General features: G+C 52.9%; 10 protein-coding genes. 1 reads left to right on the top strand and 9 read right to left on the bottom strand.

Features of this window, described 5'->3' with window-relative positions; genetic code table 11:
- Window positions 1-463: 463 nt before the first annotated feature.
- The 5 genes from GZ092_RS14150 to GZ092_RS14170 all read right to left on the bottom strand — a co-directional run bounded on the left by GZ092_RS14150 (window position 464) and on the right by GZ092_RS14170 (window position 4,933).
- Window positions 464-937, bottom strand: a complete 474-nt coding sequence (locus tag GZ092_RS14150; RefSeq protein ID WP_293637314.1) for a hypothetical protein — start codon at window positions 935-937, stop codon at window positions 464-466.
- Between the two features lie 914 nt (window positions 938-1,851).
- A complete protein-coding gene (locus GZ092_RS14155) occupies window positions 1,852-2,382 on the bottom strand; it encodes an AAA family ATPase (RefSeq protein ID WP_293637315.1) in 531 nt (176 codons plus the stop codon).
- 305 nt (window positions 2,383-2,687) lie between these two features.
- Entirely contained in the window at window positions 2,688-3,182 is a 495-nt protein-coding gene (locus GZ092_RS14160; protein WP_293637316.1) for a hypothetical protein, read from the bottom strand.
- A gap of 115 nt (window positions 3,183-3,297) precedes the next feature.
- Window positions 3,298-3,774 (bottom strand): ribonuclease E inhibitor RraB, encoded by a 477-nt coding sequence (locus tag GZ092_RS14165; protein ID WP_293637318.1) that lies wholly within the window; start codon window positions 3,772-3,774, stop codon window positions 3,298-3,300.
- Between the two features lie 61 nt (window positions 3,775-3,835).
- Window positions 3,836-4,933: a hypothetical protein gene (locus tag GZ092_RS14170; RefSeq protein WP_293637320.1), complete on the bottom strand. Its 1,098-nt coding sequence runs from the start codon at window positions 4,931-4,933 to the stop codon at window positions 3,836-3,838.
- Window positions 4,934-6,323: 1,390 nt separating this feature from the next.
- Between GZ092_RS14170 and GZ092_RS21255 the strand changes: the two genes are divergently transcribed.
- Window positions 6,324-6,521, top strand: a complete 198-nt coding sequence (locus tag GZ092_RS21255; RefSeq protein WP_363254521.1) for a transposase — start codon at window positions 6,324-6,326, stop codon at window positions 6,519-6,521.
- Here GZ092_RS21255 and GZ092_RS14175 read toward each other — a convergent pair.
- Genes GZ092_RS14175 through GZ092_RS14190 form a run of 4 tightly spaced genes read right to left on the bottom strand, consistent with a single transcriptional unit; the run spans window position 6,510 to window position 14,056 of the window.
- Window positions 6,510-7,517, bottom strand: coding sequence for a Wadjet anti-phage system protein JetD domain-containing protein (locus tag GZ092_RS14175; RefSeq protein WP_293637322.1), 1,008 nt, complete (start codon window positions 7,515-7,517; stop codon window positions 6,510-6,512). The genes GZ092_RS21255 and GZ092_RS14175 overlap by 12 nt on opposite strands.
- Entirely contained in the window at window positions 7,514-11,839 is a 4,326-nt protein-coding gene (locus tag GZ092_RS14180; RefSeq protein ID WP_293637324.1) for a hypothetical protein, read from the bottom strand. The genes GZ092_RS14175 and GZ092_RS14180 overlap by 4 nt, the downstream gene beginning before the upstream one ends.
- 1 nt (window position 11,840) lies before the next feature.
- The gene (locus GZ092_RS14185) at window positions 11,841-12,572 is read right to left on the bottom strand and encodes a hypothetical protein (protein WP_293637326.1); all 732 of its coding nucleotides are present in this window, start codon (window positions 12,570-12,572) and stop codon (window positions 11,841-11,843) included.
- Window positions 12,569-14,056, bottom strand: a complete 1,488-nt coding sequence (locus GZ092_RS14190) for a hypothetical protein (protein ID WP_293637328.1) — start codon at window positions 14,054-14,056, stop codon at window positions 12,569-12,571. Before GZ092_RS14190 ends, GZ092_RS14185 begins: the two co-directional genes overlap by 4 nt.
- Between the last annotated feature and the right edge of the window lie 30 nt (window positions 14,057-14,086).

Consider the following 14,086-nt stretch of genomic DNA (forward strand, 5'->3'; position numbering starts at 1 on the left):
TCTTCTTTAGATTTTCCAGCCTTTTGCCATGTGCGCAGTGAAAGGATTGTTCGTTCTACATGAATGCAATCTGCTCATGTGACAGTTATTGGTTTCCTATGTTTGCGATACGCAACACAGCCTGGTACCAGACACTCGTGTCAAACAATCAATGCACGGTAGTGCTTGCAAACCAATAGTTGAAAAACTGCTGTTTCGCAAAATTTTTGCTTTATCTGCAGAGAAAATTTCGTGTTCTTGTAGTCCGTTCCATCACAAACTCTTGGACCGGCCTGGATGGTCCTCGACTCGGTTACCTTGGCTTACCGATAAACCGGAGGACTAAAGGCACCGCCAGATTTTTTTCTTCCAGTTGAAGAACCCAGCCCATGGCCTGGGTGTTTTCAATGGAAGAGCGTCAGGTTAAAGCATCAGGGCCTTCAACCAAATATTGAAGTCAATGTTTGTGGGGGCAGTTGCCTCTTCAGGAAGCGCGAGACTTCTTGGTGGCGGCTTTTACTGCCGTTGCACCATTTTTCATTGCTGATTCCAGTGCGTTTTCCATGGTGGAAGCCGCATCTTTCAGACCCTTTCCAACACTCGCAAAAGCTTCCGGCGCTGGATGAGCTTTTTGCAGGGCGTCAACGCTGGTGTGGAATTGCGCAAAACCCAAGGCAGTCACTTCCTTCAGATTCTGTGTCGCCAACGCAATGCTGTTTTCTGCCGAAGCTTTCATGGCCTCAAATGCTGCTTGCGGCTCCTTGATGGTTTTGAAAGACTCAACAGTTTCAGCCACAGCGGCCTGAGCAACTTGCGCTTGTTTCTGAGCCAGATCACCCCAGGCCTTGAGTTGATCCATCACAGGCTTGAATGCTTCCTGGGAGGCAGCAGGATTGAACTTCTGCGAGTTTTCCTTGATGGTTTTTGCAATGGACTCAAAAGAAGTATTGGTAAACATGTGGCGGCCTTTGTAAAAATGTTGCGGTGCAGCAATTATCAGATAGAAACAAGGCAGCCTACTCAATTTTCTTCAAAAATCGATGCCTTTAGTGGTACCGGACTAACAGGCCACGGAAGTTGTTTTCTTTTGAAGATGCGAGAGTCACCCGACGAATGGATAAATTTCACACTTGTAAGCACAACAATTGCAGAGATACATTGTGTGGTGGATGAATGACTTGCACTCGATTGGTAACCCACCTCTTCCAGCCAAAGCGCTTCTCTTTTCCATCTAGCGATGTTAGTGTGATGACGACTGCCTGACACCAAAAAAAAGCCTGCTACCGATTAAGTAGCAGGCTTTGTATGCGCTGAAAGGCATTATCTGGGGTGGCTGATGGGGAGCCACTGGCCATAACCACACCCCAGTATCCATGCGGGTTTCAAGAGGTTGTTACACGGCTCTGTGTATCAAGCAGTGTATCAAGTTGCCCCCTTCAATGACAGCATTTTTCGACAAATCTTTAAGCCTCCGCATGCAATTACGGCCGTCAATTACTGCGTCATAACTTTTAGTCTCGAAAGGCGAAACGACCTGCTTTCCATCGCATCTGCCACTGCCCTTCTGTGCTTGCTCCGTAGTTTCAACGGCGCAAACCGGTCCTATTGCTCCGGCCCGATGAAGTCTGAAATTTTCAACTCCCTTTTCCCTCTGTAGGCGGCAAAAAATAGTAGTGACTTCAAAGGGCCGGAGCAATAAGCACACAACAGCCGGACTAGCCGCCCACTCGCATGAGCGTCAGTCCTCCCATCAAAGCACAAGTTCGCCGACAGATTTCTCTTGTTCGCAGGCCATGCATGCAAGGCATAACCGGCCTTCACCCGCCCCGCATTGGCATCCACCAGCCAGGAGAGCTCCAGGGCTCGCCTTCTCTACATCCGCTCATATGAGAGAGGGATGGTAGTTGACCTCATACATTTCGGCATCGATTCCCACCGCAATGCCATTCTTTCCACAGTTTCTGGTGGAGCGCCATGCACATTTCCCAATTGCCCCTTCGCTTCGATAACTCGAACTGTTCTTGTCGTCATTGAAAAATACGGCTCCATTTCCCATCGGGTGGTGAAGGTATTGCTGACAACAACGTTGTCACCACGAGCCAAAGCCTGACGTGCCATGTGCTGGCACCAAGCATGGGCATCCTTGAGGCGGGCACCGTCAAATCGGTATATTCCACCGATTTCGAAAAACATGCCAGCCTCAAAATGTTTGTATCCAATCATGGCCAGGATGCTGGCCATGTTGCTTTTACCGCTGCCCGGCAGACCACGAATCAAAACTAGGTCGCCATTGGAAGCCGGTACAGCTGGCGATATTTCATCATTCTTTAATACCTTCATAGTTTCAGGGTTTAAGCGTTGCTTGAGATGCAACGTGGGACGTTTAATTTGAGTAATATTCATTTGATAAATTCAAGTGTATTAATTAAAAAATGGTATGCAGCAGCTCGAATCGGTTGAATACATTCAATTATTTGGTTAAAAAATTAGCGCCAAACCAGCACAGGTTCGCTTTGCATGCTGCCTCGTACTTCGCAATAACATACCCCAACAGCTCTGCCTGACCAGATTAATTTTGATTGTCAAACTCATTCAAAATGCAATCCTGCATTTCCAGTGCAAGCCCCCGTTTTCAAGAGGGCTTGCATCATTGAAATGCCATTAGTCAGTTCGTCAGTTCGTCAGTTCGTCAACAGTTGCAAGTCAATTCAGACCAATTCGATTCCGAGCGTTTGCAAAAATTCTCCTGGATTGGTTTCGTCCGTCATACCATGGCGCCAGGTTTGCTCTAGTACATCCCCGAGAGCGAAAAATTGCATGTCATCCAGACAACACAATTTGTCAACTAAATCTTTAAGGTAACTAGACTGGTATTCATCAAAATCTATTCCATGTGTATCACAAAGAAATTCAGGAATTGAAGAAAAATGTTGAGGCATAAAGATGCCCTCCTTGTTGTATTCAATGAGAATCTTGATGTCCTCCAAGGAAAACATGTTGCTAATACGTTCTCGAGTCATTTGAAGAATCCACTCAAGTCTTGCACAAGCCAAACCCGCTACACGACCACCAGTTAAACCATCTGCAATGTTTTCATGTTGTTCCAAGTACGTTTTCAAGTAAGGTCTTGAGAATTCAAAAGCACAACCATGCATTCCTCCAAACTCAAAATCTTTATCTATATTTAAATAAATCAATTTCATATTAACCTTTTATTCGATGAATAACCCGTCCAAAGAAATAGAGTTGATAAATTATCAGCAACTACCAAATTAGGTTTCTAAAAATTAAGAAGGCAAGAAAAATATTAAACAATAACTAAATATAATTTCTCCAATCGTGATTGCCAATCCTTTTAATTTTCCATCCTTCATATTTTCCAAGTTTTTCATCGGCTAATTCATCGAGAATTAATGTGCAGCGAGCAATGTCTTCCAGTACCAACTTACTCTGATTTTTAAAAAAAATCTCATACAAATTCCTACCCTTATTTAATTTAATTCTTTCAACAAAGAACACTGAATCAATCAAATCAATCGCAAATTCTTCCGCACAATTTTTATAATCAAAACTGGCCATATGAAAAATATCTGTCAGAGGATTTTTATTTGAATTGACTTCTTTAAGATTATCAATGCTAATAATGTCAATGGTAATCTGAAATACCATCCTCTTGTATGCAATTGGTCCTTGAGCATTAATATTCTTACCTAGGCCATCAAGAAAATTACTTACTCTTTGCACTTGGTCTTCCGATGGAGAAAGTATATTAAAATTATTTCTTCGTTTATTCATCATTTAATCCTGCTATTAATAATCATTGCAATTTATCAAAATTCACAATTTAAAGCTGACATCAGATATTATCTTTTGAATAAAAATAGCTCGAAAATGCAAATGCCATCACGCGTTCAAAATCGCCTACCCAAGTCATCAGTTCCAAATACTCAAGCAACGACGGCATGCCCATATCGTGCGGAGGCATTGGCATTGCAGCTACCCAAGGTACTGTGGGCTTACAGTCTGGATTTGTAAGTGCCAATTGGCCGCTCCATTCATGTAATTTTCTCCACGGCTGCTCACCGTTTTCGGCGACAGCAGCTACAGCAAACACCACAGCCGGATGGTCAGATTTGATGTTTTTAGATGGCAAATAAAGCTTACCTAAAAGATTACTGCCATCGAGATGGATATAAACAGGGTATATTTTTTTATCCAAAATCATTCGCGTCCATCCTGTTTCTCTTGAATCAACAATCAAACCTCGACAAGCCCTCATTGACTGTTGACTGATATCAATCCAAGGCTGAGTACAGACATGCCCGCTGTGCAGTGAAATATGTGAAAAAGCTTTCACATCTGGATATTTTTTACTAATATTTTCCTGGGCGTTCGGCGTTACCCCCTCCTCACCTGTATCCTCATCGTCCTTCCCGCCAATGCACTTGACGACGGCCATTGCAGCCATCTCAGACGCAGAGTACTTCGTAAAAGTACGTTCGATACGAAGCTCGTACTCCCGGAGGGAGATAGCTTTATTCAATTGCATTAATGCAATATCAATAAGCATTTCGGACATTTTTTTGCTCAACGTTACAAATCTGCCCCCAAATTTCTGTGCTTTGTACTCATCACACAAAACAACAGCAACAGACAAGTTATGTTTTCCTGCGACAAACCCAACAGGGATACCTCTTGACTTAACAGAATTAATCGACGCATGAAATGGACATTCAACCCATTCTTCCTTACCGAATTTTGTCAAATAATATGCGACCTCGTTATGCACGAACAATGCAAATTGGACTTCATTTTTTCTATATAAATCTATCTCACTCAAAGACGGATTTTTGGAAAAAACATTCAATTTTGCGCCATTGCCATCAAGGTTAAATTGAAATCTTGAGCAACCAGACTCCATTACAACCGCTGTCTCGTTAAATTCATCTCTCATCAAAACTCACTCCTGACTGTTAATAAAATTCCGTCGCTCAACAACAAAATTGTTGCTGCGCTTCAGTTCCCGAAACTGATGCGGTTTTTAATTATTGCCAGATTTTTCCTCACCTGCAACGTCAGACTTTGCAAGTAATTTTTTGTTTAGCATTTATAGAAACGCTCGATTTATATTTAAAAACTACTGCCAGCTTCTGTTTAAAACAATTTCTATTCCTATAATTTAGGTTAACAAAATCTCATCTAGAACGATGCGTTACCTAACAAATCGTCAATATTCGGGACGGAAAAACTGCCAAATAAATTAATTCTAAAATTTTCTTTTTTTAGTATTAACTTATCTAAAGTCGATACCCATGCCTACCTCTAAGCATTTAAAAATATTTTGAACTTTTAATTTATATTGTTGTTTTTTTACTACTTTTAAAAATATTAGTGAGTCATGACACTTCAGTCGCTCGAATTTAAAAACGCAATAATATTTAGATAGACATGTTTTTACTGAAAACCCACATCCAGCACTCCTGAGACATGGTGCCAAGAGGTGAATAGAGATGAGCCCCGACCCGGAGAGTTGAGCGATGCACCGCTGGAGAACTAAAAAAATCCTGAAAATTTAGTTGTTTGAACTGGAGATTTGTTGATTCTGGTGACCAGGTTCTTAGTCAAGCCCTCACTTCTACCCGTGATGGCGGAAAACCTGACTTGCAAAAAAACACCAGCTGGGTTGCACGACCCACAGTGGCGATTAAAAGTTGCTTAAATGTGACTTTGTCGAGTGACCGAATGAAAACCTGCGTGAAGGTGGACTTGCACTTTTGAGCGCCAACACTAACTACGTAATACCAAAGCTCTTTCGTTCGTGGCGCTTAGATACAACGCGAACAAAAAGTGCGCTCGCCTTGTCGCATCTGAAGTGCCAATAGAGCGGTTTTCAAGATAACTTAATGCAATGAATATTTTTGAAAAACCGAGTGTCCAAGCAAGATGTCATCAAAGATGTCGGGCGCTGCAACGCCTGAACCTGCGGCGAAATAAAAAAGACCGTATAAGCCTCCGAACGCGACACTGCGTAGGTACGTTAGGCACGCCATCAATACTGGAGAGACACTGCCGGGCATATCCCGAAGCGGTTGAAGTTTGTGGACGAATCGGGCGTCAACTTGGCGATGACACGCTGCTAAGGGCGCGCGCGGCACGGCCAGCGCGTGCATGACGTGGTGCCGAATAACTGTGGCCGCAACTTGACCGTGCTGGGCTCGAAGCGGTGATGACCTTGGAGGGCACCATTGATGGCGCGGTGTTTCGTGCCTATGTCAGCCAGGTCTTGGCGCCCACGCTCGAGCCAGGCGACGTGGTGGTGATGGACTTTCCTGGCTGCGCACAAGGTGGACGACATCCGCAGCGCCATCCAAGCCAAGGGCGCTGCCTTGATGTGTCTACCACCGTATTCGCCCTACTACTCGCCCATCGAGCCGAGCTGGTCCAAACTTAAGATGGGCCTGCGCGCCATCAATCCCGCACCCGCGACGCGCTCGATGAGGCGATGGCACGTTGCCCGACAATGCGGCCGGTCATGCGGTTAGGACCGCCAACTGCTCATACCCCAACGCCTCTTGTGGAATCCACAGCCCTGCTCTCCAAACGGCAGCGAGTTCCTCCCCCATGCCGGTGCCGGCACCCAGCCAAGCTAACGCGTGCGCCTTGTCGGCAGTCGTGCATTCCGGCTTTTCTCGTTTTCGGCCGTTTTGCAGCAGCCATCGGTACCAGTCAACCGCGGGTCGAACCTTGGGGTCGGTCATCGCAGACGCATTATTGAACTCATGAGGAATGCGCACGCCCTTGGGGTCCAGGTCACCCAGGTACTCCGCGCCCACCCCTTGCACCTCGCGAAGAACCTGACCCAGCGCGGCACCCGTACTGCGAAAAGCTTCTCCGCTACCGTAGACCACTGCGGAGTAGCGTTTGGCGGTCTGATTCCACTCGCCAAAACTCCAGTAACTGTTGTGGTTCTCCACCACAAGCACGGGCATCCCGGGCGCTTCCGCCATGCGATAGGGCAAGGGTAAGGGCACTTTGAAGGCGCCAATAGCCGAGAGCGGCAGCCTGCCTGCAAACAGCCGGCCCCCCGTTTCCAAGGTATCCAGCCGCTTTTCGTCGCCAAAAATTTCCAGGGAGCGCTCCTTGATGGGTGCCAACAACAGGTTTTTTCGACGGTGTAATAAAAAATCATTGACTGCCTTGGCAGCCTCAAGTGCAGAGGGTTTCAATTCCGTCCAGAACCCGAGTTCCGGAACCCAAGGAACTTGTGAGTAATCCGGGCTGGGTTGAGCCGGCTCGTCCCGGACAAGCTGGACCCAGTTTGGCAAGGGCGGATTTCCCACCCTTTCCCAACTTCCGGCGGCAGGAAGTTGAACCGAGCAGGAGGATTCCAGTCCGCGCAGCGCTGATAGCAGATGCTCGTGCCGCGACGGGCTGGTCAAGGCCTCGGGGTGGGCTTCAAAGAATGCCCGCTTGACGTCAAGCAGGGGCACTCGTTTGCGGGAGGAACCTCGAAGGAGATGAAGAAATGCTTCGCTCATGCCGCCAACGCCTCGGCCTGCGGGCTGAGTTTGAAGTCAACGGCCTCCAGGTGCCAGCGCCCTGTCTTGGTGTTTTTGCCCGCTTTGCGCAACCGGACAAATCGGCCAAACTCGCCCACGGTGTTGTAGTCCGGCAGGGCGGTGGCGAAAATAAGCTGCACGTCCATCGACTCGGCCAGCATGCGCTGAGCCTTCCAGAGCGTCGGGGTGGTGGCCTTGGCAAACGGGTTGTCCAAAATGAGCGGGCCGCCGCCGGCCTTCTTGAGCTTGGCCTGGGTCTCGGAGCGAAGCTGGTTGATGACCATGTACAGGAACATGGCCATCACCACCCCTTCACCGCCCGAGTTCTGAATCTTGTCAACCGCTACGTACTGAAGGTTTTCGTCTGGAACCATCTTCAGCATCTGCATGCCCAGAGGCTTGCCGTGGATGCGCAGCAGCGCTTCTGCCACCAGCTCCGGGCCTTTGGCTGGAACGGCGTTGTTGCCAATCAAGGAGTCAAGGTAGTTGCGCAGGTGCTGCCGGCGAACGTCCTGGCCGAGCTCGTGAAAGCGGGCGCGCATCTTGAGAATCGCCTTGCCGCCAACATAGGGCGCACCCACGGGCACCTTTTTGTTGGTCGTGGCCGAGTTGAGCAAGGTGATGGCGCCATTGGTAAGGTTGGACAGCTCGCCCACACAATTCTCGAAGTCGGAGGTCATTCCGTCCAGGCTGGACTGGGTCGTGCCAATGCGGTCTTCAATGCCCTCCAGCAGCCGGGTGCTGTCTGCGCAGGCGGCGTCGAAGTCGTTGCGCAAAAGCTGGTTGGCGATATCGGGTTCGACTTTTTGAAGCGCCGGCGTCGAGGCTGTGCCCTTGAGGTCCTCGAACGCTTTATAGGCCTTCTTTCGGGCGCTTTCGACCGACTTGGCTTTCGACTGGAAGTTGGCAATGACCCGGTTTGCCTGGTCGGCGATGTCCTCAAGCAGTATCTCGGGCTCAGCATCCAGCAGTTCAGGCAGCGAGAGCGACGCCCGCAGCGCGCTGGCGGTGTTCAGGGCCTGCGTTGCGTCTGCCCGAGCTTGGCGGGCACGGTCTCGGCAACGGCCTGCTTCTAATTTTGCCGCCAGGGCTGTCGCCGCAGACTGGATTTGGTCCTGCGTTGACGTCTGGATAGCTTCGTGGAGCGCGTCATCGTTCAGCGCCAGCATCTCAGCACTGGCGGCAGAGTTGGTTTTGTTGGCTTTGATATAGCGGGAATGGTCGTTAACAGCAACAGCACACTGGCGGTCTGCCGAGCGGGACGTGTCATCGCTTTGTTTTACTTCATGCTCGGCCTGGGGCAGCAAAACGGCGAAGTTCGCGGTGAGGTAGGGAGTGATGTCGCCAGCCTTAACGCCGGGGAACGCGTTCGTGAACGCCTGGCCCTTGCTCGCTCGGTCTTCCCGTGCCGAGTTTTGCCGTTCATGCACGATGCCCAGCCGGGTCTCGGCCTCGGCGTCGTAGGTTTTCTCCGCGTCGCTGTACAAGACTCGCAGGACAGCCAACTCCTGCGGATGCTCTGCGAGGTGCTGCTCGGCCGAAAAACTCTTGCTGTAGTGTTTGAGGGCTCCGCGCTCAGCGCCAAGGTGAGCTGCTTCGGTCTGGTGCTCAAGCTTGCGGCGGTATGCTGCCTTTTCCGCTTCGGCGCTGTCGCTCAGTTCAGTGGATATGCGGTCTCGGAGGTCGCCCTTGGCGGCAATTTCTACCAGCAGACAGTCCAGGCGAGCCAGACGCTCCGCGCAGCCAGCTTCGTGGTCCCTGGCAAACCGCTCGATGACACGCCCGTCGTTCTGCGCACGGTCGGCTGCCTTGGAGCACTTGTCTGCCTCCTTTCTTGCGGCCTCCGCCTTTGCTTGGGAGGTATTGGCGAGTGTCTCGGCCTCTTGAGCACGTCCCGAAGCCGCGTGGCTCTCGGCTTCCAGGCGAGCCACATCAATGCCCGCGCGACTGACAGCGCCGCCCCCAAAACGCGCACCGTAGGCCTGTAGGCGCTGCTTGGCGGCCAGCGCTGCACGCTGACGCCCGGCATACACCTCGCGCCGCTGCTCTTCCGCGTTGAGGCGTGCGTCAAGGTGGGTCAAGTGCTCTGTGGCGGCTGCATAGTTGAATGCCGCGTCATCGGCGGCTGGCAGGACGAACCGGTTTTCTTCCACCGGGTCAGACTCCAGCGCCGTACTCGACACCATGACCGGCGCTACCAGTTGAAGGGACTGGCTGAGGACACTTCGTGCTTTGTCAAGCTCGGCGGAGGCAACGCACACGCCCAAAAATCGCGCAGGGTTGCTGGCCACGAGGGCGCGCGCCTTGTCAGCGTCGGGCAGAGCCCGGGCAAGGTAGGTATTGAAGGGGGCTGCGGACTTGACCCCAAGCTCTCGCAGGCGAGACACCACCTCATTGACGTCTCGCGACGCCCCGGATACCCCGGTCTCAACGATGGCGGCCTTGCTCGACCGCAGCGCGGCAAGATGCACCTCGCACTGGGCCACCTCGCTTTCACTTCCATGAACCAGCCGGTCCAGGGCGGGCAGCAGTGCGGCGGAGACCGGGTCGGCTGTCTCTGCTTCAGCCGCCTGTCGAAGGATGGGAAGCTGGGACAACTGCTCGCGCTCAACTTCTGCGTCGGCGATGAACCGCTCAAGCGGACCAATTCCCGCTTTGAGGCGCGCGGCTTCTGCTGCCTCATTTTTGCTTTTGGCTCTGGACGCCGATTCCAGGGTGCGAAATTCCTTGGCCCGCCCTATGAGTTCCTGTTCGCGGGCACGCTTGGCAGTCTCCGTGCTGGCATACCGGGCGGCTGCCGCGGTGGACTCCTCTTCTGGCTCCAACTGCCCATCGCGGATGAGCTGCGCCTTTGTTGCGGTGTACGCATTTTCGACTGCATTCAGTTTCGCCTGCTCTTGAAAGAGACGCTGCTCGTCCTTGGTCAGCGTAGCCAGGTCCTTGCTGAGGGCAATTTGGGTTTGCTGGGCGGCCACCTCTAGCGAGGCTTCTCCCGCTGCGGATTTTTGCAGTTTTTGTTCTCCCACGTACAGCGCGCGGCGTAGCAGAGCACCTTGCTTCTCAGCGTTGTCGCGCCAAGGCTCGAGCTGCTCTTGGGCTACCGCGGACAAAGATTCAAGCTGCGCCAGTTGCGCGTCCAGGGCATCGAGCTCACCGCGGGCTTGGGCGGCCCTCACGTGGACGAGTTTGTTGCGCGCGTTGCTCAAGAGGTCATCGGCTTGTTTCTTTGCCGCCTCGGCTTGCTCCTTGCGCCGAAGGTATTGCAAGGCCGTCAGGACCAGGACGTCATCGGCACGCCTGCTTGCCGTTTCGCTCGACTTGTTGGACAGAAGTTCCTGGTCTGTCGCCCGAGTCGCTTCGTCGGCAGCTGTCTTCGTTCGGTCACGGTTTCTCGTGTCCAGGCTTAAGGCCAGCCCGGAGCCTCGGCGGACAGCCTCGTCCTGGGACACGCGGGCGGTGGCGAAGGAACCCGCCACCTCGTCGAAGTGGGTCAGGTTGTCGCGCAGCTTGGTCAGCTCGGTCAGGCACTGCTGGAAATGGGGCTTGCGACTGAGCTTGTCGCAGGTATTGACGACTGCCAGCCGGACGGCCGCGGAGCGTTCAGGGTCCAGGGTCAGGTCGAAGAACTTGCGGATGAACTCCGGCTCCGAGGTGAAGGTCAAAAATCCGGTGTCGATGCCGCCTTCCTGCGCTGAAAAGTTCACCTGCAGCTGCAGCATCTCGACGTCAATGAGCCGCTCGTCGCAAAGGTGCTTTTGCCAGTCGCTCTGGGTACGGGTATGAAAGAAATCAGGCGACGTTTTATGCGACTCATGCATCCACCGGCTGAACTCGTTCATGTTGGTGACCGGGGCGAAGCAAAGCTTGGGCGCCGGGACCGTCTCGAAAGTAAGGCCCTGGCTTGCTTCAAAGGAGAAAAACACGCGGTCGACCTCGTCCCGCTCGGCATTGGTCCTGACTGCCACGGCTTGACCCGTCACGAGGCGATAAGGCGCGCCTCCCGCCACCCGCGCAGGCATGTGCCACTCGATGAGCACGATTCCTGGCAGTCCGTCCTTGGCGAAGTATTGGCTGAACCGGTGGTTCTTGTTCTGGATATGCTTGAGGAATCGTTCCTGGCTGGTCTCAAAGCAGGAAAAGATGAAGCTCAGCAACGTCGTCTTGCCGCCCCCGTTTTCCAGATTGATGATGGTGTCCGTCGGGTTCCCGTCATCCGGGTCGGTGAGGTCAAAAGTGATGCCGTCGTACCACGCCATGTCAATGCCGTAGTTGCCAACGTAGATTCGAGTGATTTTTTGCATGTCAGGCGCTCCCGGCGGTGGTGCTGCTGGTCTGGGCCAGTTCAAAAAGGCGGCGCAGCGTGAGTTCGCGCAATTGCACACGAAGCCGGTGCGTTGCGGTGTAGGTGATAAGTTCTTCGTCAGACGAATCCCGGTCGATGCGAACAAGCCCTCCCGACACCATATGCGACAAGGCCAGACCAATCAACCCGGTCAACGAGCTGGCGGAGGCCCTCTGGCTTGCTGGCACTGCCGTTGGCATGGCGCAAATCAATTCCCAGCCCGGCGCCAGTTCGAGCGGCACGTCCTGTACATTGCCGCCCGCATCTTTAAGCCGGCGGGCCAGCGCAAACAGCACGTCCCGGAATTGAGCGAGGTTCGCCGGTGGCGGAATGTAGTTGTCGTCGTCCAGCCCATCCGTGGTGGGGTAAAAAACCGCGGCGATGGCCACATGGGCCAGGAGCAGGCCCGCTTTCTGGTCCGCCTTGAGGTTTGTGCGGATGTCAGCCATCCGTACGGAAAATTTGCTTTCTCGGGAGGTGGGCACGACGATGAGCCCCCGCTCGCTGAAGTCGAGAACGACGAGCTCGAGTCCTTCGGCCACTTCCTGCACGGCGTCGGCAAACTTGGGGTCGGCACGGTACAGGTCCAGGAGCTCCCGGTACTGAAGGTCGTTGACGGGCGACACGGAAGTTTGGAGGGCTTTGTAGACCAGGCGTGCGGCGTTGCGCGTAGAGGCTTGTAGGGTTGTCATGGTTGTTCTGGCTTGTTTTCTTGAAGCGGCGAGAACTCGAGGTTTGTTCCCTGCGCAATATCCATCTGGAACCGGCCGGCAGCATCAGACTTCATGCCCGGAAAGAGGGTCTCGGACTGGGCAAAGCTTCGAAACAGCATCAGCACCATGCAGCGGCGGAGCTGGCTTTCCAGCCCCTGCGCCTCGGCCATGCCCAGGAGTTGGTCGATGCGGAACGTTGAGCCAGTGGCGAACTGCCGCTTGAGCCACTGTTCGACCTGGCTGATAACCTCCGGTGCGAACTGGTCCTTTTGGGGCTCGAAGGGCGTAATTTCTCCGTCGTCCTCGTCCGGCACAGACTCATCTGCCCTGCGTTCCAAAAGCAGCGCAAATACGTTGTTGAGGTCATAGACCTTTGCCCATGAAGCCGGATACAGGCCGCTGATGCAGTTGTCGGCATTGGCCACCAGCACGTTGGCAGGCAGGCTGATGAGCTGGGGGAGCAGCCTGTCTTCCAAATCAGGCAGGCCGGAGGGCCGTCGGGCCCGAAACAACGACCTCTGCGATAAGAGGAACTTGTCGGGCGCGACCGTGATGTCATTGACCAGGTTTGAGCGGATGAGACTCGCGCTTTGCAGCGTCTTGAGCAGTTGAGACAAATCCTGGCGGGTTTTCAGCTCATCGGAGGCCTGGAGCGCCTCCCGCACGGCTTCCTCCATCCGCTGGTCCTCGGCCTGGCGTCCTGCAACATGGCCACGGGCTGCGGTCAGTTTTCCTGCCATGTCCTTGGTCCAGTTCACGGAGCCAGGCGCGCGGTAAGCCTGCATCAAGCGGTCCCGGATAAGCTGCCGGTATTCGAGGGAGAGCTTGCGCGCACGCCGGGCAATCTCCAGGGCAGCTTCGAAGCGCCCCCGCTTGACCAGAAGGTCCAGCATTTTCTCCATCAGTTCTTGCGAATCCTCCGGTGCTAAGTCGAGCATGCCGAGGTAAACCAGGTAGCCCTCGGACGTCGGCTTGTAGCGGTAAATGTCTTCCAGGTCAGGCTGGTAGGCCACCAGCCGAAAACGCAAGGTTCGGTGCGTGTGATGCTCAGCGTCGAAGTGTTCGAATTGGAACTCACGATAAGACTGAGCCTTGTTATCCAAGGTATCCAGAACCACCTCGGCGACCCGGGTGGCTTGCTGCGCAGTCAACTCAGGCTTCATAACCTGCGCCACCGCTGACAAATGGCTGAGCACTTCTTGCTGGGTGCTTCCCATGTTGACGGTCGTTCCCTCCATCATGAAATCAAGCGCAGAGAGCACCAAATAGTGGGTGTCAACGGCTTGGAAAAGTCCTTTGTCGCCGGATGCCTCGTCACCAATCCGAAGTTTGTTGAGTTCGAGCTGAAAGAGGGGGCGTAAAAGCAGCAGGTTTCGCTGCTGCCGACCTAAGTCAAGCAATTCACAGGTGGGCAGCATTTGCTGCAAGGCCTCATTTGCCAAGGGCAAAGCGCGGTCGTTCATGACCTGCGCTTTGTACTGGAAAGCAGGGCC

Source organism: Polaromonas sp. (genome assembly GCF_010365105.1).
Lineage (GTDB): Bacteria > Pseudomonadota > Gammaproteobacteria > Burkholderiales > Burkholderiaceae_C > Polaromonas.